We start from the raw sequence: 25,405 nt of genomic DNA on the forward strand, positions 1-25,405 counted from the left end.
GAGTGGCGCTGATGACGCGGGTGAACGAAGGACTGAGGCTCGGCAGCGGGCGTACCGGCACACTCTGCACGGCATGGCGGGGAGCGGGAGGACCGCCGTGGGCCGGGAGTTGGCGCACCTCAGGCAGGGCGACTTCGACACCGTCGTCTGGTAAAAGGCGCCGGACGAGGGCGGTAACCTCTATCAGACCGCGAGCATTCAGGCGCGGGGGAGCCAACCGTCCGCGCGCACAGCCGTGTTCAGGAAGTTCGTGGCACTGACTGCCGAGGACTTGCCTTCCAGCCCTGAGGACGACGTTGTGGCTCGGATGCTGCCGGCGTTATGTCCGGCAAGTAGTGACGAGCGAAGACAGCGGCGACCAGATCTCGCCGGCTGCGGACTCCCGTCTTGTCGAACACCGCCTTCAGGTGATCCTGGACCGTGTGCGGTGACAAGCCGGTGCTCCGGCTGATGTCGGCTGTGGACTTCCCCCGCAGCACCAGAACCGTGAGGTCCCTCTCACGAGGGGTCAGCCCGTACGCCGCGACGATCAGAGAGATGTGCTCGGCGGGCCCGGCCCGCTCGACGACGACGGCGGTGTGGGCCGAGGTCGCCGTGGGTTCGTCCAAGCGCCAGGCGTGCAACCGCACCCGGCCATGCCTGCGACTGTGCATCCACGAGGCGTGGGAGGCCGCGGCCCCTGCAGCCTGCACCGCCGCCGCCATCGCATACACGGCCGGAGGCAGTCCGTGGTCACCGGGTGGCACGCCGTCGGCGTGAGTCAGGTCGTCGAACCACATGGCCACGGTGGGCGTCACATGCACCACCTGATGGTCGCCGTCCAGCAGCACCAGTCCCGGCGCCACCCCCGAGGCATTCTCCTCGGCGAGCCGCGTCAGGTGCAGCCGGCGCAGCGTACTGCCCAGCGGCTGGACCAATGACGCCGCCGCGGCCAGCTCCGGCGAGCCGAACGGGGGCGCGTCGTCCGCACGACCCATGACCAGGGCGCCCCAGGCCCCGTGGCGGTCCCGCAGCAGCACACGTAACTCGTCGCGGAAACCAAGGGGTCGCATGATGTCGCGGTACCGGGGACTGCGGTCGAGGTTCCCGCTCGTCTCCCGGCTGAGAAGGCCCACCGGCGTCGGTCTGGCCGCCAGATCCGACAGGTCGTTGGCATCCCCCTCGCGGTACTCGATGTCGAGCATGCGCGGCATCATGGCGGACGGCAGGCCGTCTCGGTAGTCACCGCCGGTGTTCATCAACGTCTGCGGATCCACGGTCACACAGGCACACACATCGAACCGCAGCGCAGGCCGTATGACCCGTTTCACCGCCTCGAAGAATTCCTCGACGCTGCGCGCGGACTGCGCCGCCCGGGCCGCAGCGTCCCCGATCTCGCCGACTCGCGTCACTCCTCCGTAGCGCCTCATGGTCCGAGGCTAAGCGTGTACAGCAGTTCCCGAGCCCGGTCTGCGCAGGTAGGTGTGCCTCCGCTTACCGTGCCCGGGAACCGGATGTACCCGGGACGCGAGACCGACGCCTCGATACCGGTCAGCGGTTGTTGTGCAGGACGAGGTTGAGCTTCGCCCAGTCCTTGCCGCCGTTCTCCCCGTTGCGGAGCGTGATCTCGCTGACCGTCGAGGTCTGTCCTGCGGGGACGTAGCGGTTGAAGTTGTACTCGGCGTCGAGGTCGGTGTTGGTGTCGTTCGTGCCTTCGTAGAACCGCAGGGTCACGTGGATCGTGACTCCGCCGGCGGCGTCCGTCTGCGCGGATACGTGCTTCTCCACACGGATCTCGCCCCCGCACGTGGTCTCCCACCACACGGACGGCGTGCGGACCTCGTTCACCCAGCCCTCTGAGGCGATGTTGCCGTTGCAGTAGGTACCGGCGGCGAAAACGCCCTCATCGTCGCGGATCGTGTAGGTGCCGGTCAGGGCGATGTTCCGCCACACAGACGCCGTGACCGCGTGGCCCGCCTCGGCTGGGGCCGCGACGCCAGCCGGAGCTCCCGTCACCGTCAGGCCGGCGGCGGCAGCGGCTGCGGCGAGCATCCCGATGGCGTTTCTTCGTACGGACATCTCTTCCCCCTTGTTGTCGTCACGAATGGGCCGGAGGCGGCTCGCCGCCATCGGCCAGGTAAAGAGTGCCGCGGTCGGCAGGCGTATCCCATCCCAGATAAGTGGGGTTTCTGGCCGCCGCCGCTCCGTCATCGACCCTCCTGTCCGGCTCCGGTACCGTCCGACGGCACATGGGGTGCTCGTCCGGGCTGTACAACAGCCCGACTTGCGCGACATTGGTGTGCCTGAAGTACAACCTTTCCTTCGACTCGCGTGTCTTGGGGGCGATCCGCTGTCGAGACAAGGAGTTTCGTTGCATCGAGTAGTTGCGGCGGCCGCCGTGCTCACCGCCTCCGCCGCCGTCACCCTCACGCCCGTGACATCGTCCGCCGTCTCGCCGTTCAAGGGTGCCAACACGGCGTCCGTGCAGGACGACTTCAACGGTGACGGTTACCGTGACCTGGCCGTAGGGGCTCCGGGCGCCACCAACGGCACGGTGGAAGAGGCCGGTTCGGTCGTGGTCATGTACGGCTCCGCGTCCTCGCTGAGCACCACCCGCAGTACGGTCGTCTCTCAGGCGACCACCGGGGTCCCCGGCACCGCCGAGGAGTCCGACCGCTTCGGCAGGACGGTGGCGAGCGCGGACCTGGACCGGGACGGCTACGCCGACCTGCTCGTCGGCGCGCCGGGTGAGGACGTCGACGGGGCCGAGTCGCGTGGCTCGGTGACCGTGGTGTGGGGCGGGCCGAACGGCCTGAGGGGCGGCGCGAACATCGCCCCTCCGGCCAAGTACGGCGAGGGTCGGACCTACTGCCGGTTCGGCATGTCCATCGCCACCGGCGACATGAACGGCGACGGCGCCCCGGAGGTCGGGGTCGGCTCGGGCTGCAACGTCGCCTCATACAGCGGTCCCTTCTCCCGTACCGGCCAGGCGGCTTCCCGCTACCTGGAATGGCGGGAGAACGCCCGTGGGGTGGTGATGGGCGACGTCAACGGCGACGGCAGGGCCGAACGCTTCTACCTGGCCGGTCCTACCGACGGTGACATCCGCGGACCGGTGACCCTCGACGCGGGAGCCCCCGACCTGGAGGACCCGCTCGTCAACCGGGGCATCGAGCTGCCGTACGCCGACGGTCACGCCGGGCAGATCGGCGACATCAACGGCGACGGCTACGGTGACCTCGTCACCGGCATCGCCGACGACGACTCCCGCTCCAACGCACCTACTCCGGCGGCTCACCGCGGCGGCGAGATCCAGGTCCTTTACGGTGGCCCCCAGGGCATCACCGCAGGGCAGAAACCGAAGGTCTTCCACCAGGACACGGCGGGCGTTCCCGGCACTGCGGAATGGGGCGACTGGTTCGGCCAGTCCCTGAGCGTCGGCGATGTCGACGCCGACGGGTACGCCGACGTCCTGGTCGGCTCCCCCGAGGAGTCCGTCGGGTCGCAGGCCTCGGCAGGGACAGCCGTCCTTCTGCGTGGCTCCGCTTCCGGCCTGACGACGGCCAAGGCGGCCGGCTACACCCAGAACACCGCGGGCGTCCCCGGCACAGCGGAGACCGGTGACTGGTTCGGCACGGCAGTCCACATCGCCGACCTCAACAAGGACGGCAAGGCTGAGGTCGTCGTCGGCGCCCCGACCGAGAATGCCGACGGCTGCCTCTGGCTGGCCCGCGGCTCGGCGTCCGGCCCTGTGCTGAACGGCTCGGTCAACCTGTGCGGCAAGAGCGCCGGCATCACCGTAGGCGACATGAAGGGGTACTTCGGCGCCGCCCTCGTCAGCCCCCACGTGGAAGGCTGACGAGGACAGGGCGCCGGGGGCTGTGGACTCACCTTCGCCTCGCTCGGGACAGCGAGGCGAAGGTGAACCGGGGCTGATCCGCGTCGTGGCCGCCTACGAACTGTCCGGGCGATCACCCATCTCGTCAGGATGACGTGGCGGAAGGACCCGATGAGTGCGGTGGAGATGAGTCGTGCGGATGCCGTCGCGCTCGTGCAGCGGATCATGCAAGCGGACTACACCTCGGAGGACGAGGTGGACGGCTGGCTGGACAGGCTCGACAGAGCACTGGCATGCCCGTCCGGTCACGTCAGCGACTTGATCTTCTGGCCGCCGACCGACGCGGGGCCTTTCGGCTGATGAGGTAGTCGATCAAGCCCTGACGTACCGGCCGATCGCTATGTGAACCCGGCCCGCGAGCGGCCCAGGCCCTCACCACCCAGCCCCTCTCTCGGCCCCGTCCCACGCGTTGCCTTCACCCCGGCGTCCCCCCTGCTCATCCCAGGTTTCCCGGTCGCCGGGCCGGTGGGCAACAGGAAACCCGTCGACCGCCGGCCGGCGGCGGGGCAACTCTGGATCCGTCAGCCGGCGGCGGTGAAGGGGGGCGGAGTCCATGCGACGGGTACTGGTGTCCATCTACGCGACGGTGGCGGCCACCGCGGCCATCACGACCGGGTGCACCGGTGGCGGTGACGACGACGGCCGTGCGCAGAACCCGCGTTCGCGTCCCGCGGCGCTGACCTGGCAGCAGGAACTGCGGGTCGCCGACGCGCAGCAGCGTCTGACCAAGCAGTGCATGAACCGCCGTGGCTTCACCTTCTGGGAGGACCGCGGTCTTTCGCTCGACGAGAGCCGGCCGGTTCGCTTCGTGCAGGACGACGTGGCGTGGGCCCGCACCCATGGGTACGGCGGCCGAATAGAGGCGAAGGGCCAGGCCCTCCATGCGCGCAACCCCGTCGGCACCTACCGGCAGAGCCTCTCCGCAGGCCGGCGCGCGGCCTTCGACGCCGCGCTGGACGGCGGCACGGACGCCCGCGTGCTCACGGTGACCCTGCCCGGCGGCGGGGAGATCCGCAAGCGTCTGGGCGGCTGTATGGAAGAGGTCGAGCGCAGGCTCTACGGCGATCCGGTCGCGTGGTTCCGCACCGGAAAAGTCGTCACGGGCCTCAACGCCCTCTACAGCGAGAAGCTCATGAAGGACCGTCAGCTCGGCTCCGCGGTACGGGCATGGTCGTGGTGCATGAAACGGGCGGGACAGTCCTACCAGGATCCCCAGGCAGCCCGCGATGCCGTCCGCGTCCATACCGGCCGGCTGGGACCGGCCCGTTCGGACGAGGCGTTCGCCGCCGAGCGGAGGACCGCCGTCGCGGACGCCACCTGTGCCCAACAGACCTCCCTGCGGGCCGTGGCCACGGCCCGGGAGACGTACTACCTGGACCGCATGCGTGACCGGTTCGGCAAGGACATCGACACCTACCGGCACCTCGGTCAGCAGGCCTACGACCGGGCGGTGCGGATCGTTCCGGAGCGCCGCTGACCACTCCGCGCTCCGGAGCGGACACCGCTCACCGGTGCGGCGCGGTGCGCCAGGCCGCCGGCCCGCGTACCCGCACCCGTACCTCCGCACGACCGGCAACACACCGACAGTGACAGGAAACGAGGGGAAACACCATGCGCAAGATCAGCGTCACCGCAGCGGTCCTGGGGCTCGCCGCCCTGATTCTCGCCGTACCCGCCACCGCACAGGCGGCCGAGAGCGCCGTTCCGGGCCCCGGGTGCAACAGCAAGTGGGGACCGCGTAACGGCAACATGTACGCCTGGCAGGACCTGGACTGCGGGGGCACCCTGCTGATCGCCACGCCGGGCAACAGCAGCAACTGGGGTGCGGCGGCCAACGACAAAGCCACCTCCGTCATGAACCGCGGCTACACGGGCGGCCTGGACCACGTCGCCTTCTACGAGAACGACAACCACGGCGGCGGCCACGCGTGTCTGGCGCCGGGCGAGCTGTACGCCGACAACCTGACCGACAACCGGTTCACCAACGGCGTCATCGTGAACGACAACATCACCTCGCACCGTTGGGTGGCCAGGAGCGCCTGCGGGGCCTTCCTGACCTGATCCGCGGACCGGTGAGGAACGGGCGGCCCGCGACTGCGTGAGCCGCCCCGCCCTTCCGGTGACCCGTCCTCACCGCCAGGGGGAACATCATGCGCAAGATCACCGTCACGGCCGCCGTGCTGGGCCTGACCACGCTCGGCCTCGCCACCCCGGCGGCCGCGGAGGCGGCGGAGGACGCCGTCGCCGGGCCGGGCTGCGCCGGCAAGTGGGGTCCGCCCAACGGGCGGATGTACGCCTGGGACGAGCAGGACTGCCTGGGCGCCCTGCTGCCGGTCCCGCACAGCGGGAGCTGGGGGCCGGACGCCGACAACAGGGCCGCGTCCGTGATGAACCGCGCCTACACCAGTGGCTTCGACCACGTGGCGTTCTACGACAAGCCCACCTACGCCGGCGGACACGTCTGCCTCGCCCCGGGCGAGGGGTACGCCGACGACCTGACCGACAACCGGTTCAGCGACGGCACCGTGGTGAACGACGCCATCAGCGCGCACCGGTGGGTGAACGGGACCGCCTGCGGAGCGTTCCTGACCTGACCTGACCTGACCTGACCTGACCTGACCTGACCTGGCGCAGCGAGCGACACAGAACGTCCGGAACCGCCCCACGGTTCCGGACGTTCGCGTTTTCGCCACAACGGGGAAAGGCTTGGCTGCCCTGAGCGCCCCCGCAGTAGCCTGGGCATCCGCCGTCTCACGGACGCACTGCCATGGGGGACACCGTGGGAGATCCGCAGCACGGGCATGACACCGACCACCGGAACGGGCGGGACCGGAACGCGCTGACCACGCACTCCTTCCCCGCACAACTGCGACGGCTGCGACAGGCGCGCGGCCTGTCGCTGACCGATCTGGCACGGCAGACGCACTACAGCAAGGGCTACCTCAGCAAGATCGAGACCGGGACGAAGCGGGCTACCCTCGACGTCGCCCGCCTGTGCGACCAAGTGCTCGGTGCGGACGGGGAGTTGCTCAGGCTCGTCCAGGAGAGGCCGCCCTCCGACGGCGGGGACGCCCTCGAGGCCGCGCTCACCGAGCGCCAGTCCGACGGGGCCTGTCCCTATCGAGGCCTGTCGGCGTTCACCCCGCAGGACGCGGAGTGGTTCTTCGGCCGGGAACGCGCGACGGCCGCCCTCGTGGAACGGGTCTTCGAACGGGTGGGCGACGGCCCGCTGTTACTGGTCGCTCCCTCGGGCGCGGGCAAGTCGTCGCTGCTCAACGCGGGACTGGTGCCCGCTTTGCGGCGTGGCGACTTCCCGATGCCGGGCGCCGACCGGTGGCCGGTGGTGACGTTCACGCCCACCTCGCGGCCCCTGGACGAGCTGCTGGAGCGCACAGCGAAAGCGGTGGGCGGGGACCTCGGCGTCACGGTCGAGGAAGCCCGGCGAAACCCCGACGCGGTACTGGACGCCGTACGGGCCATGACGGACGCCCCGTCCGCGGCTCCGGGGGACCGCCGGCCCCCGCCTTGCCGGCCGGTGCTGATCGTCGACCAGTTCGAGGAACTCTTCACGCTCTGCGCGGACGAGGACGAGCGGCGCTCCTTCGTCCGGGTGCTTCGCGCGCTGGCGGCGTCCCGGCCGGAGGGCAGCGGGCACGGACCCGCCGTGGTGGTGCTCGGCATGCGGGCCGACTTCACCGGCAACTGTCTGGAACTGCCCGAACTGGCCCCGGTCTTCACCGACGGGCTGTTCGTGCTGCCCCCGATGTCCGTGGTGGAGCTGCGGGAGTCCATCACGCGCCCGGCGGAACTCGCCGGACTGACCCTCCAGCCGGGCCTCGTGCCCCTGCTCCTGCGCGACGCGGGACTGCGCGACGGACCGGGCGGCACCTCCCCGGGCGCCGCGCATGGGACCCGCCCCGGAGCCGACGAGACGCCCTCGGGCGCCCTCCCCCTCGTCTCCCACGCCCTGCTGGCCACCTGGCAGCGGCGTGAGAGCTCCGCGCTGACCGTCGCCGGGTACGAGCGGGCCGGCGGGATCCAGGGCGCGATCGCACGCACCGCGGAGAACGTCTTCGCCCGGCTGTATCCGGCCGAGCAGAAGACGCTCCGCCGTGTCCTGTCCCGCCTGGTGTACGTCGCGGACGGAGCCCGGGCGACCCGCCGCCGGATGAGCCGGGCGGCGCTGATGGAGCAGCTCGCCGACGCGGACGGCGCGACCGCCGCACTCGACGCCTTCGTACGGGCCCGGCTCATCACGATGGACAGCGACACCGTCGAGATCACCCACGAGGCCCTCCTCCACGCCTGGCCGCGGCTGCGCGACTGGATCCACGCCGACCGTGCCGGACTGCTGCTCCACCAGCAGCTGGCGCACGCCGCCGCGGAGTGGGAGCGCGAAGGCCGCGATCCGTCCGCCCTGTACCGCGGCACCCGGCTGAACACCGTGCGTTCCTGGGCCGACGAACTGGACGGGTGGAGCCGGCTCAGTCCCGGCGAGGAGGCGTTCCTCAGGGCGAGCCTGGCCGAGCGGGAGGTGCTGGAGCGGCAGTCCAGACGCCAAGTCCGGCTGCGGCAGTCCATGCTGGCCACCCTCGTCGTGCTGCTGGGGCTCGCCCTGACCGCCGGGGCTCTCGCCTACCAGCAGCGCGAGAGCGCCCTCGACCAGGAACGCGTCGCGCGCTCCCAGGCCCTCGCCGTACGGTCCGCGTCGCTCGCCGGGGGCCAGCCGGAGGCATCGATGCTGCTGGCCGGAGAGGCCTACCGGACCCACGCCACCGCCGAGGCGCGCGGCGCGCTGCTGAGCACACAGTCACAGCCGTTCTCCGGTCGGCTGGGCGGCCACCGGGGCCCGGTCAACGCGGTGGCCTTCGCGCCGGGCAACCGGACCCTGGCGACGGCCAGTTCCGATGGGACGGTGACGCTGCGCCGGGTGCACGACCGCCGCACGACCGCCACGTTCGCGGTGCGCGGTCCGGTCCGCTCGGTCGCCTTCAGCCCCGACGGCCGCCTCCTGGCGGCGACGTCGGCACACGGTCCCGTGAGTCTGTGGGACGTCGCCGGGGCCCGGCGGACGGCCGTGCTCGGTGAGGGCACCGACGGCGCCCGGAAGCTGGCCTTCGACCCCCGCGGGGGCAGGCTCGCCGTCGCGACCACGCGCGGGGAGATCGAGGTGTGGGACACCGCGCGCACCCCGCGGATCACCGCCACCCTGACCGGACACGAGGGAGCGGTCAACGCCCTGGGGTACGCCCGGGACGGCCGGGCCCTGGTCTCCGCCGGCACCGACCGGACGGTGCGGCTGTGGGACACCGACCGGGCGGGGCAGCTCACCGTGCTGAAGGGACACGCCGACGAGGTGCTGGGCGCCGCACTCTCCCCGGACGGCCGCGAGGTGGCCTCCGGCGGCATCGACCGGACAGTACGGCTGTGGGACGTCCGCAGCGGCCGGCAGACCGCCGTGCTGTCCGGGAGCAGCGACGACATCAACGCCGTGACGTACACGCCCGACGGCGCCACGGTCATCGGCGCGGTCGGCGACGGCACGACCCGCCTGTGGGACGTCCGCAGCGGCCGGCAGACCGCCGTGCTGGCCGGTCACACCGACTACGTCATGGGCGCGGCCGTGACCTCCGACGGCGCCCTGCTGGCCACCGCCGGGTTCGACCGGTCCGTCGTCCTGTGGGACCTGGGCGGCCCGGTGCTGACGCCACGTCCGTTCACGGAGGTGTGGCAGGCCCGGTACAGCCCCGACGGGTCCCTGCTGGCCACCGCCGACACCGACCACACCGTGCGCCTGTGGGAGGTGCGCGGGCGGCGGCTGCTGGCGACGCTCCGGGGCCACACCGAGACGGTCTTCTCGGTGTCCTTCGCACCCGACGGACGCACCCTGGCGTCGGCGGGCTCCGACGGCACGATCCGGTTGTGGGACGTGGCCGCCCGTTCCTCGCTGAGGACGCTGACCGGCCACACCGGGCAGGTGCTCTCCGTCGCCTTCGCGCCCGACGGCCGCAGTCTGGCCTCCGCCGGCGCCGACCGCACGGTGCGCCTGTGGGACGTGGGCGAACGCACGCCGCGGGCGACGCTGACCGGCCACCAGGACTACGTCAACGGCGTCGCCTTCAGCCCCGACGGCCGAACCCTGGCGAGCGCCGGCGACGACCTGACCGTACGGCTGTGGGACGTGTCCACGCGCCGGCCGCTCGGCACCCTGGACGGCCACACCGGCGCGGTCCGCAGCGTCGCCTTCGCCCCGGACGGGCGGACCCTGGCCAGCAGCGGCAACGACGGCGCCATACGGCTGTGGGACGTGGGCCGGCGCCGTGCGCAGGCCGTCCTGACCGGGCACACCGGCTCCACCCGGGGCATCGCCTTCGCTCCGGACGGCCGTACGCTCGCCAGCAGCGGCAACGACCGTACGGTGCGCCTGTGGGACGTGGCCCGACGGCGTCCGTGGGCCACGTTGACCGGGCACACCAACGCGGTGTGGAGCGTGGCCTTCGCCCCCGACGGGCACACGGTCGCCAGCAGCAGCACGGACGGCACCGTACGGCTGTGGGACCTCGACCCCGGGGCGCGGCTGGCGGAAATCTGCCGACTGCGCGCGGACCTGGGCGCCGACGAACGCGCCGAACTCCTGCCGGGGGTCCCGCTCTCCAACGGGGCTTCCTGCGACGGCCGGGACTGATGCGGCGTCCCTGCTCGGAGGGGGTTTCCCAGGTGTTTCCCGTTGCCCGTCGGCGGGAGTCGACGGGCGGGATGTCGACGGGCGCGGGGCACGGCCAGCAGGCTGCTGTGCGACCACTTCCTCACCGCCTACAGGAAACGGGGGTCCTGGCATGGTCCGCCGGACCGGTCTCATCCGCACACTGATCGCCTTCATGACCCTGATGTTCTGGGCGCCGGTGTCCGCCGTCGCCGCGCCCGGCCCGGCGTCCGCGCCACGGGCGGCCGCCGCTCCGTGCGGCGCCCTCGCGCCCGGGGCCTCCCCGGCAGCCGAGCGGGCGATCGCCGCCGCCTGCGCCGAGGTGGCGGCCGGCACCTGGTACACGTGGGGCGGCGGCCACGGCTCCCAGCCGGGCGCCACCTACGGGCAGGTCGACCCGACCGACCCGGACAGCGCGCACGACCCGGAGCGGCTCGGTTTCGACTGCTCCGGCTTGGTCCGGCACGCCTATGCCAAGGCGACGGGCTCCGACATCCTCAACGGCATCGCCAGCCAGCAGTACTACACGCACCGCGCGGCGGCCCGCTTCACCGCCGCGCAGGGCCTCGCCCCGCTGCTGCCGGGCGACCTGCTCGCCTGGGGCACGTCGAAGGACCTGCACCACATCGCCATCTACCTGGGCGCGGGCAAGATGGTCGAGGCGAAGGAGTCGGGCACCCGGCTCATGGTCAGTGACGTCCGCATGAACGGCTACTTCGGAGCCGTCCGCGTCAACACCGGCCAGGTGACCGGCCACATCCACCAGACCTGGGGCACCGATGTGTGGACGAAGGCGAAGCCCTCCCTCGGCGCGGAGCGCGTGTACGCCTTCCCGTACTCCACCACCATCCGGGTGCAGTGCCAGATCCACGCGGAGATGGTCAGCGCCGAGGGCTACGACAACGACGTGTGGTCGTACCTGCCGGACTACCGGGCGTGGGTGAGCAACATCTACATCAAGGGGCCGGCGTGGCTGGACGGCGTCTCGGACTGCGGGACGACGACACCCGTGCCGATGGTGTGACGAGGCTGCGGCGCCGTCCGTCACCTCAGGGGACGCCGAGCGTCGCGAGGGCCCGTCACCCGGTGGCTACGCGAGCGTCTGGCAGCGCGGCAAGCTTGAACTTCGCCCGTCGCCTGCCGCGCTGAGCACCCGCGCCGGGCGCTCGTGATTCAGTCGCCGTACAGCCAACTGTTGTCCCGGACCCGGACGCGGACGCGGTCGAAACCGGACGACGATGACGACGAGGGCGAAGACGGGTAGGTGCCAGCCCCCGTGTGCAGAGCTGCGACCGGATGCGAGAGCGCGGCTAGGCTTCGCTCCGCTTCTCCAGGCGGCTGCCGCGTGGAAAGGTGAGGGACATGATGTCGCTGGGGCCGTCCAGTGCGATGCGGTGCCATCGCCCGCTCGGGACGATGGCCGCCGTTCCCGGCGCCAGCTTGATCTCCTCCTCCTTCTCGCCCGGCTGCTCCGGGCGGAAGCAGAGACGTATCCCGCCGCTGAGGCAGGACACGACTTCGTCCGCAGCGGAGTGGACTTCCCAATGGTCAGCGTGGACGTCGGCGTCGGTCTCCACATGGAAGGTCATCAGCTGCCAGCCGTCCCGCTCGGGGTCGAACACGGGCTGCACAGCGCGCACCTGACCGCTTTGGTCAAGGTGGACGAAGGAGGCGAAGAGATCGATCGGGGTAACAGTCATGCCGACACATCCATTCTGCGGTCATCGTTCATCTGGTGTGGTGGTGTGGTGGTGTGGTGGTGTGGTGATGTGGGGCTAGGGACCAGCCTGGTCGGCCCGGCCGCCTACGGGGCAAGGGCACGACGCAGGGCTGCGCCGAGTTCGGCGAACTGCCGCTGCGACACGTCGGCGGACAGGACCGCCAGCGAGCCGTGAAAAGTACCGGGCCATTGGTGTAGTTCGACCGGGACGCCCGCCTGCAGCAGGCGCAGCGCATAGGTGATGCCCTCGTCGCGGAGCGGGTCGAACTCCGCGGTGGCCACGTAGGCAGGGGGAAGGCCGGACAGGTCGTCGGCCCGGGCCGGGGCGGCGTACGGTGTGGCGGGCTGGGAGCCCAGGTAGTGCCGCCACACTGTTGTGAGTGTGGTGCGATCGTGAAGGGGCGTATCGGTGAAGTTCCGCTGCGACCACGTTTCCTGACGGTCGTCGAGCAACGGTTGATTGAGCAGTTGGAAGCGGATCGCGGGTCCTTGCTCGTCACGCGCCCGCAATGCCACCGCGGCTGCGAGCCCAGCGCCGGCACTGTGCCCTCCGACGGCAATCTTGTTGGAGTCGATGCCCAGCTCGGCCGCGTGTTCGGCCGTCCAGGTCAGTACGGCGTAGGTGTCGTCGAGGGCGGCCGGGAACCGGTGTTCGGGAGATCGGCGGTAGTCCACAGAGATCACCACCGTGTCGGTGCTGGCCGCGATCCGGGCGGCAAAATGCTGATCGGAGTCCAGATCCCCCATGACCCAGCCTCCGCCGTGCAGCCAGACGATGGTGCCCCGCGCCGCATTCGGGCGGTAGATCCGCACCGGCACATCCGGATCGGCAGGCACGGTACGATCTTCGATCTCCATGCCTGATGTGTCCGGCGCCGGTGCCGCGGCGGCACGCTCGGCGTATCTCTTGCGGTCAGCGACCGGATCGGTCAGGTCAGTTTTCACGAGCAGGGGGACAAACGCTTCGAGTTCGGGATCCATGACGACCATCCTCGTTGTCGTCCCCCTTGGGTGCATCCGCCAACTGTCGCGCTTACGGATCAAGTTGCGCGCCGAATGACGCACCCAACGGTCCGTATGCTTGCGCCATGGAGGCCCTCGCCGAACGGCTGTCGCACCTCGACCCGCACGCCCAAGGCGCGATCCGCGTCATCGCGTTCTATGACACGTTGATGTGCAGGAGGGTGGACCTCCCGGCGCTCGCCCGCGCCTCGGCGGGCCTGGCCGGGTGTGTGGTCGGGATTCGGCTCCATGGCACGGGTCGAGTGATCCGCATCTCGCCCGACGGCAGGCAGGCATCCACTCCGCCGCACCCCACATCCACCACCGTGCCGATCACACTCGACGAGGAGGAAATCGGCACGGTGTGGCTGGAACGACCCGGCCCGCCCAGCCCGCTCGACGAAGTGCTCCTGGACCGGCTCGCTATCGCCGCCGCAGCGGTCGTCGAACGGTACGGCCCGGCCCGTACCACCATGGCCGATCCCGCCCTCGTCGAGCTCGCGATCAGCTCCGACAGCGACGAGGCGGCACGAACCCGGGCGCTACGGCTCTTGGGGTTCGCCGCCGACCTGCCGGTCCGAGTCGTCGCCGTACGTTCGCATCTTCCACTCGACCAGGTCGGCACCCTGATTTGCCCGGCTCACACGGTCAAGGCGGCACCGCTCGCCGACGTGGGCGTCATCCTGGCGACCACTGTGGACCAAGCCCGGTTTCCGGCAGGCGCACGCGCGGGCATCGGCGCCGCCGGAAGCCCCGAGCTGTCCTGGCAACAAGCCCGGACAGCTCTCCGCTTCACCACCCCACACCGCCCGACCGTCCCCTACGTCGAACTCGGGGCGTTGGCGCTTCTCGCGCAGGTCCCCCGGGACAGTGCGTGCGGCAACGCCGACGTGGCCGCGATCGCCCGCATCGCCGACGGCCCGCAAGATCTGGATCTGGAGACGCTGGACGCCTACTGCACCACCGGCTCGCTGCGCAGAGCGGCCGACCTCCTCCACCTGCACCACAGCAGCGTCGCCCGCCGGCTCGAACGGATCGGCAAGACATTGGGCATCGAGCTCACTGAGCCCACCGGTCTGATACGAGCGGGGCTCGCCCTCACCACATGGCGGCTACTCAACGACTGAGGGAGACCAGCTCCTCACAACCGGTCCTGTCATGGAGCAAGATGACGGCTTTGAGCACCTGGTGGTCTCATAGGGAAACCAGTGCAGCTGGTACGAGGTGCAGGGGGTGAGCTCCTCCAGGCTGGCCGTGCACCGATCTCGGGCGGTATGCGGACCAGCCAGGCCGTCCCCGTCCTCGTCACCACCTCGGAGCAGCTGCGCGAGCGGGGCGCGGACGCGGCGGTTTGGCGGCGCCTGGGGCGCAGCGATGAGCAGACGCTGACAGCCGCATTCACGGGATGCACGCGGGACCTACGCGAGTTCGTACGGCCAGCGATCATGCCTCCTGTCACCAGTAGCGAACGCCGAGCCGATGAGTCTTCTCCTCTGCACGGCAAAGCCCGCCCAACTGCAAGTCGCCCGTTTCGCGGACTCGGCATCCAAGAAAGCCAGAAGCGGCCTCACGCTGCCTGAGATCAAAAGGACAGCAGGTCGGCATCAGCAGCTCACAGCGCTCCAAGGCAGCGAACGAACCAGCCCGGCATCAAAGCAACCGACTCACCAACTTCTGCATCGACTGAACGACCGGGGAGCCTGTCCCCGCCCTGTGCGGATTGGCCTGCGCCATAGGCGGGTTCCGCCTCTAAGATCTTCTGACTGTGGTGCACACCGGTGCGCCGCGTGGGAGGGGATCCGGTTCGTGGTGCACAGACGTTTCTCTTACGGCGGGTGGAGAGCCGCGGCGTTGCTGATCGCGGTCGTCGTGGCCGCGCCGCTGTCGGCGGCGCCGCCCGCGGCGGCCCGGCACGGGGCCGTGCCGGGCGATGTCAACGGCGACGGGTACCGCGATGCCGTACTGCCCGCGCCGGGCGCGAACGTCGCCGGCAAGGCGGGAGCCGGTGCCGTGGTCGTGCACTACGGATCCAAGTCGGGCCTGTCGACGTCCAGACGGGCCGTCATCACGCAGAACACCGCCGGGGTGCCGGGCTCGGCCGAGACACACGACGGCTTCGGCGGTGCCACCGCGACGGCCGACCTCAACCGGGACGGGTACGCGGACCTGGTGGTGTCCACCCCGTTCGAGGACACCACGCGGGGCCGGGACGTCGGCACGGTGACGGTGCTGTGGGGCGGTAAGAACGGATTGACGTCCGGCACCGACCTGCCGGCGACGAGCCCCGGCGCGTACTACGGCATCGACGTGGCGGCGTTGAGTGCCGGCCCCGGTGCCGAGACCCAGGTGCTCGTCGGCGGGTACGAGGGGTCGATGCGCTTCGCCGGGCCGTTCACCCGCGGCGGCACCTACGGTGAGGCCGTCGAGAACCGGGACACCGCGTCCGTGAACAGCGTCGCGTTGGGCGACTTCGCCGCGGGGGGCCGACCGGACGCAGTGGTCGTCACCGTCCGGCTGAGCGAGCTGAGCGGCGGCCAGGTGGACGTGAACCCTGTGTACGCAGGTGCGCAGCAACAGGGCAACGGCCTGATCGCGGCCACCGGAGACGTCAACGGCGACGGGCACGACGACCTCGTCGTCGGCGACCCCGACGATCCGCACAGTGCCGCCGACGGTGCCCTCGGCGGCCGCCTGCTCGTCTGGTACGGCTCGACACATGGCATCGCGTGGGAGGCCCAGCCGGTGCGGCTGACGCAGGACACCCCCGGTGTCCCCGGATCGAGCGAGAAGGGTGACAACTTCGGCGCCGCCCTCGCCGTGGCCGACCTCAACCGGGACGGGCTGGCGGACATCGTGGTCGGCTCGCCGCTGGAGGACACGGGCAAGGCCAATGCCGGGCAAGTGACGGTCATCCCCGGCCGCCGCACCGGCTCCCTCGGAACCGGCGCCTACGCCTACACGCAGGACACCGCCAGCATCCCCGGGGCCGGCGAGACCGGGGACTCGTTCGGCACCAGCGTGGCCGTCGGCGACGTCAACGGGGACGGCAAGCCGGAACTGTTCCTCAGCGCCGCCGAAGAGAACACCGCGACGGGGGCGGTATGGGTTCTGCCTGGGGGCGCGGGCGGTCCCACCGCCCGAGGCAGCTACCTGATCACCGCCCCTTCCGTGGGCTTCTCCCAGCGGGAGAACACCCTCCTCGGCGGCAACGGACTCCTTGGAGTGATCTGACACGGACCCGTACCGGCTCGGCTCCGGGTGGGCCGTGGTCATCGACGGCGGGTGGTGCGGGTGTGGCGTGGTCATGAACGGCCGGTGGCGGAACAGGTCATCCCGTGCCGGCCGCGACCCGGCAGCACCCGTGATCAGTTCCCGCAAGGGGCGATTGGTCTCCGTGACGGCGTCCGTGAAGCCCAAGCACGGCTCGTCCCATGGGTCTTTGCCCCCGGTGCGGTTCTCCAGCCAGCTGCACCAAGGCCAGCCGAGCACCACGGACGGGCGGTGAAGGTCTCGGCGGCGGGTGTTCCGGCCTCGCGTATGCGCTGGCCGCGGGCCGAGCCGATGCGGCCCGGATTCATGACCGTCGGGCACCGGTTGCCGGTGCCGGCGATGCAAGCAGTCTGCCACCGCGACCTGGAAGCGGACATTCGGCCACCATCCGATCACGGGGTTCGTCGACCACGGGCGGGCGGCGCCGGTGAGCCGGTCGTCGGCCTGCTCAGGGCGGGGAAGGCGGGCAGCAAGTCCGCCGCCGACCACATCACCGCCACTCAACTGGCACTGGCCCGCCCCCTAGGACCTACCGGCGCGGGCGCCGCACTTCACGAGAACCGACAGCAGAGGTTCACCACTTCGGGAGGCACGACGGCCAGCGGTCGTTCGATGCCTGCCGAGGCATGGTGAGGAACGGAAGTGCCGCTGAGATTGATCTTGGTCTTCTGGAAGTCCGCGCGAAATCCCCTTGCTCAATGGTCAAGGATCGTTGACCATTGCCTGCATGCCTACCGACGAGCTACCTGAGACGTTTCACGTCACCACCGACGAGCAACTGCGCGCCGTCTCCAATCTCACCCGCCACCGGATCATGGCCGTGCTCCGCTTCGAGCCGGCGACGATCACGCAGATCGCCGAGCGGGTGGGCCTTGCGAAGGGGAGTTCCAGCTATCACGTGCGGCTGCTGGAGCGGGCCGGCCTGGTGAAGGTGGTACGGACGCGGAAGGTGCGGGGTGTCACCGAGCGGTACTACGCGATGGCCGCACGGTCGATCGTGCTGCCGGATCCGGGCGAGGGAGGGCCGGATGTGCTGATGCGGCATGCGGTGGCGGACCTGGAGGCGTCGCCGGTGGATGGCGAGCGGCACGTGAGGATGGCGCATCTACGGCTCACCGAGGAGCAGTTCACGGAACTGGGGGCGCGGCTGCAGGCACTGGCGGACGAGTACCGGGAGCTGTCCGATCCGTCGCTGCCGGACGCGTCACTCGTCTTCGCACTGTTCCACCCGGCACCGCGCGAGCAGGCCAAGGAGGGCGCCAAGTGACCTCAGCTGTGGGGAAGTTGCCGACAGGGTTCGGACGGCTGTGGACTGCGCAGACGGTGTCCTCGCTCGGTGACGGGGTGTCGCATGCCGCGCTGCCGCTGCTCGCGTTGACGCTGACGCGGGATCCGATGGCACTTGCCGTCGTCACGGCCGCCGGGACGCTGCCCTGGCTGCTCTTCGGGGTGCTCGGCGGTGCGCTGGTGGACCGTTGGGACCGCCGGCGCACGATGTGGGTCGTGGACGCGGCGCGCGCGGTGCTGCTCGCGTTACCGGCGGCGGCCGCCGCGCTCGACGTGCTGAGCATTCCGCTGCTCGCGACCGTCGCCTTCCTGCTCGGCCTCGGCGGACTCTTCTTCGACACGGCCGCCACGGCCTATCTGCCGGATCTGCTCGGCCGCGACCCCGCACTCCTGGAGCGAGCCAACTCTCGCCTGCGCGGAGCCCAGACCGCCATGTCCGGCTTCGCGGGGCCGCCGGCGGGCAGTGCGCTGCTCGCGCTCGGGCGGGCGGTTCCGCTGCTCGCCGACGCGGTGTCGTTCATGCTCTCCGCACTGCTCGTACGGTCGCTCCCAGCCACGCCCCGGCCCGTGCCGGAGGTCCGCGAGTCGCTGCTTCGGCGGGCGCGGGCCGGGGCATCGTACGTCTTCCGGGACCGGTTGCTGCTCGGGCTCGCGCTCCGCCCGGCGGTCGGGAACGTCGCCTTCCTCGCTGTGGAGACCGTTCTGGCCCTCTTCGCGCACGACCGCCTCGACATCGACACCTACGGCTTCGGCCTGCTTCTCACGGCGGAGGCCACCGGCGGTCTGCTCGGCGCAGGCATCGCCTCCTACCTTGGCCGACGACTCGGCACGGGCACAGCGCTGACCTGCACGGCCGCCGTCGAAGGGCTTGCCATCCTGGGCCTGGCCGCCGCCCCGAACCCGTACGTGGCCGGGCTGGCGCTCGCCGTCTGCGGGGCCGGCATGGGCGCCACGATGGTGCTCGGGCCCTCCCTCCGGCAGGCGATCGTCCCGGCCCACCTCATGGGCCGGGTCGCCTCCACCTCCCGCATGCTGGCCATGTGCGCCGCCCCCATGGGGGCCTTCCTCGGCGGCTGGCTGGCCACCACCTACGACATCCGCACCCCGCTCTACGCCGCCGCCGTGCTCCTCCTGGCGATGACGGCCGTCACGGCATCCATGACCAACAACCGCCGAGTCGAAGCGGCGCTGCGTGCCGCCGCCCCGGCCGGCGGTCCGCATCACCCGGCACCCAAGGATCCCGCCCAGAAGAGTGCACCCGACGTGTTGTGACGCCTGCCGCGAAGGCTCACAACCATGTCCGAGGCTCACGCGTTTCGATTCCGGGACCATCCAGGTGCCCCCCGAAGTGGTGGACATCTGCTGTCTGGCCATCAGTGCACCACCGCCGGGTCCCAGTGGCCAACACGCACCGTAACCGGTCACGGAATGTGATCCAGAGCCCGAGTTTCGACTGCGCTGTACTCGGCGGCGTCTGATGGTCTTCAGGCAGGGCGAACGCGTGCCTGTATCCGCCACCGTCACCCGGTGCGCCGATCGCGGGTCAGTGCCAAGCCGCTGAGGGCCGTGCCGATCAGCCCCAGTACCAGGGCAATGGCGCCGGCGATCACTCCGTTGCCGGTGCCGGGGCCACCGTCGGCGACGGCCAGGTTCACTACGCCCATGGTCAGGCCGACCAGTCCCGCCGCCATGGCCATGATGGCCCTGTTTCGCCCGTTGCTCGTGCCGGGACGATCGGTGGAGCGGGCCAGAGCCAGTCCGCCGATGACCACGCCGGCCAGTGCCACGACAGCGGCCGTGGTGCCCACCAGTCGCCCGGAGGTCAGGCCGGTGGTAGCAGCCGACTGGACTGCGATGTGCGCGGCTGCCGGTACGGCGAGCACGGATTGGACTGCCATGAGAGGCCTCCTTGTCTCCTGCGAGTCGATGTCGCCTCAGTGCGATGCGATGTCGGCCCAGCATGTCCGGCGGCCCCGCCGTCAGTCGTCCAGCGGACGCAGGCAATTCGCGCTGCTGCCGGTGGTTCATACGTCTGCTGTGGGTGCGGTAGACAACGCGCGGGTACTGCGGGGGCGGTAGTCGCCCGCTCGTTCGTGAGCGGGACTCGCCCGTGGTGGCGTCCGGCTAGGGTGCGCGTATGGACAGAGGACGGTTAGGTGTCCCGGCCGGTGTCTGGGACTGGGCGGTCGCCGTCGGCGTGGCGGCGCTGCTGGTGGGCACCGGGCTGTCCGGTGAGAGCTCCACGGCGAACAGCGACCTGCTCGGTTATGCGCTCCTGGCAGGCGGCGGGCTGGCGCTGGCCGCCGGCAGCCGGGCTCCGCTTCTGGTCCTGGCCGTCACCGGGCTGTGTGCGGTGGGGTATCAGGCGGCCGGTTTCGACGTGCTCGCCGTCTCGTATCTGGTCGCGGTGTACAGCGCGGTGCGGGCCGGGCACCGCGCCATCACCGCGGCGGCGTCCGTCGCCCTGCTGGTCGCTCTCCACCTCACGGCGCTGGTCTTCCAGGACGAGCCGGTGCGGGAGGCGTTCGGGCGGGGCGGCGGCGTGCTCGAGATCGCCTGGCTGATCGCCGCCTTCGCCGCGGGGGAGGCGGTGCGGCAGGCCGAGCGGCGGGCGGAGGAGGCCGAGCGGACCCGGGAGGAGACTGCGCGGCGTCGCGCCGATGAGGAGCGGCTGCGCATCGCGCGGGAGCTGCACGATTCGCTCACTCATCAGATCTCGGTCATCAAGGTGCAGGCCGAAGTCGCGGTCCATGTGGCCCGCAGACTCGGCGAACAGGTGCCGGAAACGCTGCTTGCGATCCAGGAGGCCGGACGCGAGGCCAGCCGGGAACTGCGGGCCACGCTGGAGGCATTGCGCGACGATGACACGACCCCGCCGCGTGGGCTCGATGACGTGGTGGAACTGGTGGAAAAATCCCGGACGTTGGGCCTGGACGCCACGCTGACGATCGACGGGCGGCAGCACGACGTGCCGGCCGCGGTGGACCGGACCGTCTACCGGATCGTGCAGGAGGCGCTCACCAACATCGCCCGGCACACCGACGCCACGACCGCGACGGTCCACATCGACTGCCTACCGGATGCCCTCGCCCTTCGCATCGACGACGACGGCATGGCGACGCCGGCCACCGCACCGCTGCCCGGCCTCGGGCTTCTCGGCATGCGCGAACGCGTCACCGCCCTCGGAGGCCGGCTACGCGCCGAACCACGTGACGGGGGCGGCTTCACCGTCCAGGCCGAGCTCCCCGTGGAGAGGACGTCATGATCCGTGTCCTGTTGGTCGACGACCAGCCCCTCATTCGCAGCGGATTTCGCGCCCTCCTCGACCTCGAGGACGACATCGAGGTGGTGGCCGAGGCCGCCGACGGCAGTGAGGGCCTGGAACTCGTCAAAGAGCACCTGCCCGACGTCGCGCTCATCGACATCCAGATGCCGGTCAGCGACGGCATCGAGGCAACCCGGCGCATCGCCGCGGACCCGGCCCTGGCCGGGGTGCACGTGGTCATCCTGACCAACTACGGCCTGGACGAGTACGTCTTCGACGCCCTGCGCGCCGGCGCTGCCGGTTTTCTGGTCAAGGACGTGGTGCCGGAGGACTTCCTGCACGCTGTACGCGTCGCCGCTCGTGGCGATGCCCTGCTCGCGCCCTCGATCACCCGCAAGCTGATCAACCGGTACGTCGCCGAGCCGCTCCCTACCGACACCGGCGCTGGGCTGGGGGAGCTGACCAGCCGCGAACGCGAGGCCGTTGTCCTGGTCGCCCAGGGTCTGTCCAACGACGAGATCGCCGACCGGATGGTGATCAGCCCGTTGACCGCGAAAACCCATATCAATCGGGCCATGACCAAGCTCCAGGCTCGTGACCGTGCCCAACTCGTGGTCTTCGCCTACGAGTCCGGTCTGGTGGCCCCACGTATTTCTTGACTGTGCGTCACGCAGCCGTTGCACATGGTTGGCAGGAGGCGTGCAAGGTCTTCTTTCGTGCTGCCGCTTCTCGGGTTCTGGCTCAGGTTCTGTGGAGTGGCCACGGCGAGTGAGCGAGCCGCTGCCGAATCGGATGCGCTCGGAGCTGGGGTGAGGTGAGCTCCAGAGCCCGGTTGTCCTGTCCGGCAGCCATGTGGTCGAGCCATCGTTCATACCAGGCGAGAAAGTCCGGGGCTGAGGAGACGTTCGGGCCCCAGAAGCCGTCTGCGTTGCCGATGAGCACGCGCCCGGTGAGAGGGCCGGTTATGCCTATGAGGACGAGATCGCTGCAGCCGCGTTCGATGACGTGCAGGAACAGGTCACCACGGCGGGTGGGGCGGTAGGCCCGGCTGAATCCTCTTGAGCCCGTGCTGGCGTCTCTGGAGTTCATCGTGAAGAGCGTGCAGTCCTCCAACGGGATCAGTCCGTAGTACGGAGCCGCACCACTGCCGCCCATGTTGATGAGGAAGTCTCGGTAGGGCTGCGGGAGTTCCACGTCATGCTCGGCCTGAAAGGCATCTGCCTGACCTTTGGTGAGGCGGGGGCCGAGACGAAATTCGTGCCGCTCCTCCCCAAAGGAGTGGCTTCGGTTGGGCGCGTAGGGGATGCGTGCCAGCTTGCGTCGCAACCGCGGGATGCGGGAGTCCATGCGAGCTCTTCTCTCGTGTCGCCCGCAATCTATCGCACGGCACCAGAGCTCATCCTGCGAGCAGGACTCGCTTCCTCAGCAGCTGGAAGCCGGCCCGGCCGAACATCTGGCGCTTGAGCACGAAGGTGATGCATTGCTCGATGCACCTGGCCATCGCTTCCCGGTCCACACGCCCAGGTCGCCCTGGCGGGACCTGCCCGACGAGCTGGGCTCATTTCAGACCGCTCACAAACGGCTGCTCAGGTGGGCCGTGGACGGTACCTGGGAACGGATCCTCGCCGCGCTCCTGGCAGCGGCCGATCGTGCTGACGACATCGGCTCGACCGTGTCGGTGGACTCACCATCTGCCGGGCCCACCAGCACGCCACCGGAGCCAGGAGCAAAGGGGTTCCCGGTCGGGCCGAACCTGAGGACCATGCGCTCGGCCGCTCCCGAGGCGGCCTGAGCCTACAAGCAGCGTAATGCCGTCGAACGGTGCAGCAATCGGCTCAAGAGTGGCGTGGTCTGGCCAAGCGAAACGACGAACTCGCCCTCGCCTACCAGGCCGCACTTCATTTCGCCGCCATTCACCTCTGGGCCCGCAGGTGAAGACGTACTACCGCAACTCCGCGCTTGGTTGGCGGCGCCAGTCCCATCCCGGGTGATGGTCCAGCAGCGTGAGGAACTGATGCGCTGGCAGGATTTCGTAGTGGTTGGTGTCGATAAGACCGTCGAAACCATCGAGAACGCGACGGAGGAAGACCCGGGCCGCGTCCATGGACTCGCACGAGACATAGACTCCGTACGGCTCACCGATCTGGGATCTCACCTGCTCAAGCTCGTCCGGCTCGTAGTCCGCCAGGATCCTCCCTGAGAGGTCGAGGTAGTACGAGTGTCCCTGCCAGTGGAGCCGCTCGTCGCCCGTCGCAGCGTCCGGCACAAGATCAAAGGAACGGATTAGCCCCTCAAGCAACGGACGTCGCTCGACAGGGGCAAGAACGATCACAGACGGCCAGGACATGAGCTTCCACCTCCGCGACGACCGTATCCGAGCAGTTCCCTCATGTCGTCTGACTTCTCGATCAGCCAGTGCAGTTGGCACCGGTTCACGAACAAGGAGACACGCTCTAGGCCACGGGCATCCTGGCGATGATGGCCTCCGGCGTCTCCGCCGTCACCGTCTTCGTCGCCCGCAACCGCCGGCGTGTGGACACCACAGGCTTCGCTGCGCTGACCGCGGTCCTGCTGTACGCCCTGATTGCCAATATCGTCGACAAGCCCGACGGCATCGCCATCTCCGGCTTCTTCATCGTTGGCATCATCACCGTGTCGCTCATCTCACGTGTCGCGCGTACGACCGAACTGCGCGCCGACCGCCTCGTCTTCGACGAAGCCGCCCGCCGGTTCATCACCGACACCCTCGCCCACGACCAGTCCATCAACATCATCGCCAACCGCCGTCAGGCCGGCGACGAAGCCGAGTACAGCGCCAAAGAACGCGAACAGCGCGGCACCAAGCCGTGCCCGGGCCTGGCCGACGTGCTCTTCCTCGAGATCGACGTCGTCGACCCCTCCGACTTCAGCGACACCCTCACCGTCCACGGCTACCGCCTCATGCGCGCCCGAGCCCCGGCCGCGCCCAACGCCATCGCCGCCGTCCTGCTCGCCCTGCGGGACGCCACCGGTCTGCAGTCGCTGCTATTTCGCCTGGGTCGAGGGCAGCCCCCTGAAGCACATGTTCCGCTACTTCCTGCTCGGCCGCGGTGACACCGCCCCAGTCACCCGCGCGATCATCCGCGGCAACGAACCCAACCCCGACCGCCGCCCCGGCATCTACGTCGGCGGATAGTGCATCACCTCCGCGCGGGCAAGAGGCTGTAGCGCCATCGACAGAAAGAGGCAGGCGCTATGAACCTCGGGTTCGGCGACGCCGGCGCCTTCGAGGAACACGGCCAAGTCGTGGTCGTTGTAGACGGTGCCCACTACGGTGACCCGAACGGCAGTATTCGGCGCACCCCGTAGGCCCTTCTTTCGGCCACAGCCGTCCTGGGAACCGCCAAAGCCCTCGCTGATTCGGTGTGGCTGCTGGGGCTCGCTGCCTGGACGCTGATCGCCCCCGGTCTGCTTTCCTGGACGAACCGCAGAGGATGGAGTGGCGCGGCGGCCCTGCCCACGAGTGCAGCGTCGTCTGACGTCCAAGTGGCGATACGGCCGGGCAGGCGATGGGCCTGATCGCCGTGCTGACCGCGTTGCCTGCTCGGCTGGCCACCGTGCCTTTCTCCGGCCTGAGCGCGCACTGGACGGACGCGGCCAACCTGCTCTCCGGGAGCCTGCTGGGCGCCCGGGCCGGTGCGTCGTGGGCGATGCGGATGCATACTCACACCACCGAGTCGGGCACGCTCTATCTCGGCATTCCCGTCCCGGCGCCGACCCTCCAGACCCGGGAGCCCACGCGCCGGTTGAATCTGTCCGCCAGAACGCGCTGAGATACAAAGCACCCTCTGCCGGTTGATCGTCAGGCCGCGTCAGGCAGGGTCAGCAGTTTGCCCATCGCTGCGAGCACCGACGGCTCGACGCGGTAGTACACCCAGGTGCCACGCCGCTCAGAGGTCAGAAGCCCGGCCTCCTTCAGCTTCTTGAGGTGGTGGGACACCGTGGGCTGGGAGACGCCGACGTCGGAGATGTCGCACACGCATGCCTCCCCGCCCTCGTGCGAGGCCACGGCGGAGAACAGCCGCAGGCGCACCGGGTCGCCGAGCGCCTTGAACATCCGTGCGGCCGTCTCGGCCTCCTCGGCGCTCATCGGGCGCTCGGTCAGCGGCGGGCAGCACGGCGCCACACCCTGACCGCCGGTTGCGAGCAGCGGCAACGTCTTCGCATTCGACATACGTCTATGTTGACACACGTCGAACCAAGGTGGGAAGGGTTGCCGGGATGTGCCAAGGTGCTTGGAGG

Annotated in this window: 23 protein-coding genes and 3 pseudogenes; 17 read left to right on the top strand and 9 right to left on the bottom strand. The window is 70.1% G+C overall.

What is annotated here, in order from left to right; translation table 11 throughout:
• Window positions 1–239: 239 nt before the first annotated feature.
• Window positions 240–1,409: a LuxR C-terminal-related transcriptional regulator gene (locus ACFY9E_RS17590; protein ID WP_390984524.1), complete on the bottom strand. Its 1,170-nt coding sequence runs from the start codon at window positions 1,407–1,409 to the stop codon at window positions 240–242.
• A 121-nt stretch (window positions 1,410–1,530) separates the two neighbouring features.
• Window positions 1,531–2,058 carry a hypothetical protein gene (locus ACFY9E_RS17595; protein WP_390984526.1) on the bottom strand — a complete coding sequence of 176 codons (528 nt, stop codon included), beginning with the start codon at window positions 2,056–2,058 and terminating at the stop codon, window positions 1,531–1,533.
• 292 nt (window positions 2,059–2,350) lie between these two features.
• Here ACFY9E_RS17595 and ACFY9E_RS17600 point away from each other — a divergent pair, with 292 nt between their 5' ends.
• The 7 genes and pseudogenes from ACFY9E_RS17600 to ACFY9E_RS17630 all read left to right on the top strand — a co-directional run bounded on the left by ACFY9E_RS17600 (window position 2,351) and on the right by ACFY9E_RS17630 (window position 11,604).
• Window positions 2,351–3,838, top strand: coding sequence for a hypothetical protein (locus ACFY9E_RS17600; protein ID WP_390984528.1), 1,488 nt, complete (start codon window positions 2,351–2,353; stop codon window positions 3,836–3,838).
• A 150-nt stretch (window positions 3,839–3,988) separates the two neighbouring features.
• Window positions 3,989–4,223, top strand: a pseudogene (locus tag ACFY9E_RS17605) (e9imm peptide).
• 207 nt (window positions 4,224–4,430) lie between these two features.
• Window positions 4,431–5,354, top strand: coding sequence for a hypothetical protein (locus ACFY9E_RS17610; RefSeq protein ID WP_390984530.1), 924 nt, complete (start codon window positions 4,431–4,433; stop codon window positions 5,352–5,354).
• Between the two features lie 134 nt (window positions 5,355–5,488).
• A complete protein-coding gene (locus tag ACFY9E_RS17615; RefSeq protein ID WP_390984532.1) occupies window positions 5,489–5,938 on the top strand; it encodes a peptidase inhibitor family I36 protein in 450 nt (149 codons plus the stop codon).
• A gap of 89 nt (window positions 5,939–6,027) precedes the next feature.
• On the top strand, window positions 6,028–6,471 hold the full coding sequence (locus ACFY9E_RS17620; RefSeq protein ID WP_390984534.1) for a peptidase inhibitor family I36 protein: 444 nt from the start codon (window positions 6,028–6,030) through the stop codon (window positions 6,469–6,471).
• 173 nt (window positions 6,472–6,644) lie between these two features.
• Complete coding sequence (locus ACFY9E_RS17625; protein WP_390984536.1) at window positions 6,645–10,562, top strand: helix-turn-helix domain-containing protein; 3,918 nt, start codon at window positions 6,645–6,647, stop codon at window positions 10,560–10,562.
• Between the two features lie 151 nt (window positions 10,563–10,713).
• Entirely contained in the window at window positions 10,714–11,604 is an 891-nt protein-coding gene (locus ACFY9E_RS17630) for an NlpC/P60 family protein (protein WP_390984538.1), read from the top strand.
• Window positions 11,605–11,890: 286 nt separating this feature from the next.
• On the opposite strand, the gene ACFY9E_RS17635 is transcribed toward ACFY9E_RS17630, so the two are convergent.
• Window positions 11,891–12,280, bottom strand: coding sequence for a cupin domain-containing protein (locus ACFY9E_RS17635; protein WP_390984541.1), 390 nt, complete (start codon window positions 12,278–12,280; stop codon window positions 11,891–11,893).
• Window positions 12,281–12,384: 104 nt separating this feature from the next.
• On the bottom strand, window positions 12,385–13,281 hold the full coding sequence (locus ACFY9E_RS17640) for an alpha/beta hydrolase fold domain-containing protein (protein WP_390984544.1): 897 nt from the start codon (window positions 13,279–13,281) through the stop codon (window positions 12,385–12,387).
• A gap of 107 nt (window positions 13,282–13,388) precedes the next feature.
• Between ACFY9E_RS17640 and ACFY9E_RS17645 the strand changes: the two genes are divergently transcribed.
• The 5 genes and pseudogenes from ACFY9E_RS17645 to ACFY9E_RS17665 all read left to right on the top strand — a co-directional run bounded on the left by ACFY9E_RS17645 (window position 13,389) and on the right by ACFY9E_RS17665 (window position 19,131).
• Window positions 13,389–14,429 carry a helix-turn-helix domain-containing protein gene (locus ACFY9E_RS17645; protein WP_390984547.1) on the top strand — a complete coding sequence of 347 codons (1,041 nt, stop codon included), beginning with the start codon at window positions 13,389–13,391 and terminating at the stop codon, window positions 14,427–14,429.
• Between the two features lie 724 nt (window positions 14,430–15,153).
• Window positions 15,154–16,533, top strand: coding sequence for an FG-GAP repeat protein (locus tag ACFY9E_RS17650; protein ID WP_390984550.1), 1,380 nt, complete (start codon window positions 15,154–15,156; stop codon window positions 16,531–16,533).
• A 382-nt stretch (window positions 16,534–16,915) separates the two neighbouring features.
• Window positions 16,916–17,146 (top strand): annotated as a pseudogene (locus tag ACFY9E_RS17655) (IS1380 family transposase); the annotation flags it as partial.
• Window positions 17,147–17,299: 153 nt separating this feature from the next.
• A complete protein-coding gene (locus tag ACFY9E_RS17660) occupies window positions 17,300–17,839 on the top strand; it encodes a helix-turn-helix domain-containing protein (protein WP_390984552.1) in 540 nt (179 codons plus the stop codon).
• Window positions 17,836–19,131 (top strand): MFS transporter, encoded by a 1,296-nt coding sequence (locus tag ACFY9E_RS17665; RefSeq protein WP_390984555.1) that lies wholly within the window; start codon window positions 17,836–17,838, stop codon window positions 19,129–19,131. Before ACFY9E_RS17660 ends, ACFY9E_RS17665 begins: the two co-directional genes overlap by 4 nt.
• Before the next feature lie 248 nt (window positions 19,132–19,379).
• Here ACFY9E_RS17665 and ACFY9E_RS17670 read toward each other — a convergent pair whose 3' ends face one another.
• Entirely contained in the window at window positions 19,380–19,757 is a 378-nt protein-coding gene (locus ACFY9E_RS17670) for a DUF6223 family protein (protein ID WP_390984558.1), read from the bottom strand.
• Between the two features lie 239 nt (window positions 19,758–19,996).
• Between ACFY9E_RS17670 and ACFY9E_RS17675 the strand changes: the two genes are divergently transcribed.
• Window positions 19,997–21,124 (top strand): histidine kinase, encoded by a 1,128-nt coding sequence (locus ACFY9E_RS17675; RefSeq protein ID WP_390984561.1) that lies wholly within the window; start codon window positions 19,997–19,999, stop codon window positions 21,122–21,124.
• Window positions 21,121–21,783, top strand: a complete 663-nt coding sequence (locus ACFY9E_RS17680) for a response regulator (protein ID WP_390984564.1) — start codon at window positions 21,121–21,123, stop codon at window positions 21,781–21,783. Before ACFY9E_RS17675 ends, ACFY9E_RS17680 begins: the two co-directional genes overlap by 4 nt.
• Before the next feature lie 82 nt (window positions 21,784–21,865).
• Here the strand turns inward: ACFY9E_RS17680 and ACFY9E_RS17685 are convergent, their stop codons facing one another.
• Window positions 21,866–22,471 carry an SMI1/KNR4 family protein gene (locus tag ACFY9E_RS17685; protein ID WP_390984567.1) on the bottom strand — a complete coding sequence of 202 codons (606 nt, stop codon included), beginning with the start codon at window positions 22,469–22,471 and terminating at the stop codon, window positions 21,866–21,868.
• 178 nt (window positions 22,472–22,649) lie between these two features.
• On the opposite strand from ACFY9E_RS17685, the pseudogene ACFY9E_RS17690 reads away from it, so the two are divergent.
• Window positions 22,650–23,059, top strand: a pseudogene (locus ACFY9E_RS17690) (transposase); the annotation flags it as partial.
• A gap of 7 nt (window positions 23,060–23,066) precedes the next feature.
• On the opposite strand, the gene ACFY9E_RS17695 reads toward ACFY9E_RS17690, so the two are convergent.
• A complete protein-coding gene (locus ACFY9E_RS17695) occupies window positions 23,067–23,471 on the bottom strand; it encodes a hypothetical protein (protein ID WP_390984570.1) in 405 nt (134 codons plus the stop codon).
• A gap of 131 nt (window positions 23,472–23,602) precedes the next feature.
• On the opposite strand from ACFY9E_RS17695, the gene ACFY9E_RS17700 reads away from it, so the two are divergent.
• Complete coding sequence (locus ACFY9E_RS17700) at window positions 23,603–24,217, top strand: hypothetical protein (RefSeq protein WP_390984572.1); 615 nt, start codon at window positions 23,603–23,605, stop codon at window positions 24,215–24,217.
• 66 nt (window positions 24,218–24,283) lie between these two features.
• On the opposite strand, the gene ACFY9E_RS17705 is transcribed toward ACFY9E_RS17700, so the two are convergent.
• A complete protein-coding gene (locus ACFY9E_RS17705; RefSeq protein WP_390984575.1) occupies window positions 24,284–24,433 on the bottom strand; it encodes a hypothetical protein in 150 nt (49 codons plus the stop codon).
• 239 nt (window positions 24,434–24,672) lie between these two features.
• Between ACFY9E_RS17705 and ACFY9E_RS17710 the strand changes: the two genes are divergently transcribed.
• Window positions 24,673–24,936 (top strand): hypothetical protein, encoded by a 264-nt coding sequence (locus tag ACFY9E_RS17710; RefSeq protein WP_390984578.1) that lies wholly within the window; start codon window positions 24,673–24,675, stop codon window positions 24,934–24,936.
• A 29-nt stretch (window positions 24,937–24,965) separates the two neighbouring features.
• Here ACFY9E_RS17710 and ACFY9E_RS17715 read toward each other — a convergent pair whose 3' ends face one another.
• Window positions 24,966–25,337, bottom strand: a complete 372-nt coding sequence (locus tag ACFY9E_RS17715) for a metalloregulator ArsR/SmtB family transcription factor (protein WP_390984581.1) — start codon at window positions 25,335–25,337, stop codon at window positions 24,966–24,968.
• Window positions 25,338–25,405: the final 68 nt, after the last annotated feature.

It is taken from the genome of Streptomyces sp. NPDC012466, from assembly GCF_042955215.1.
GTDB lineage: Bacteria > Actinomycetota > Actinomycetes > Streptomycetales > Streptomycetaceae > Streptomyces.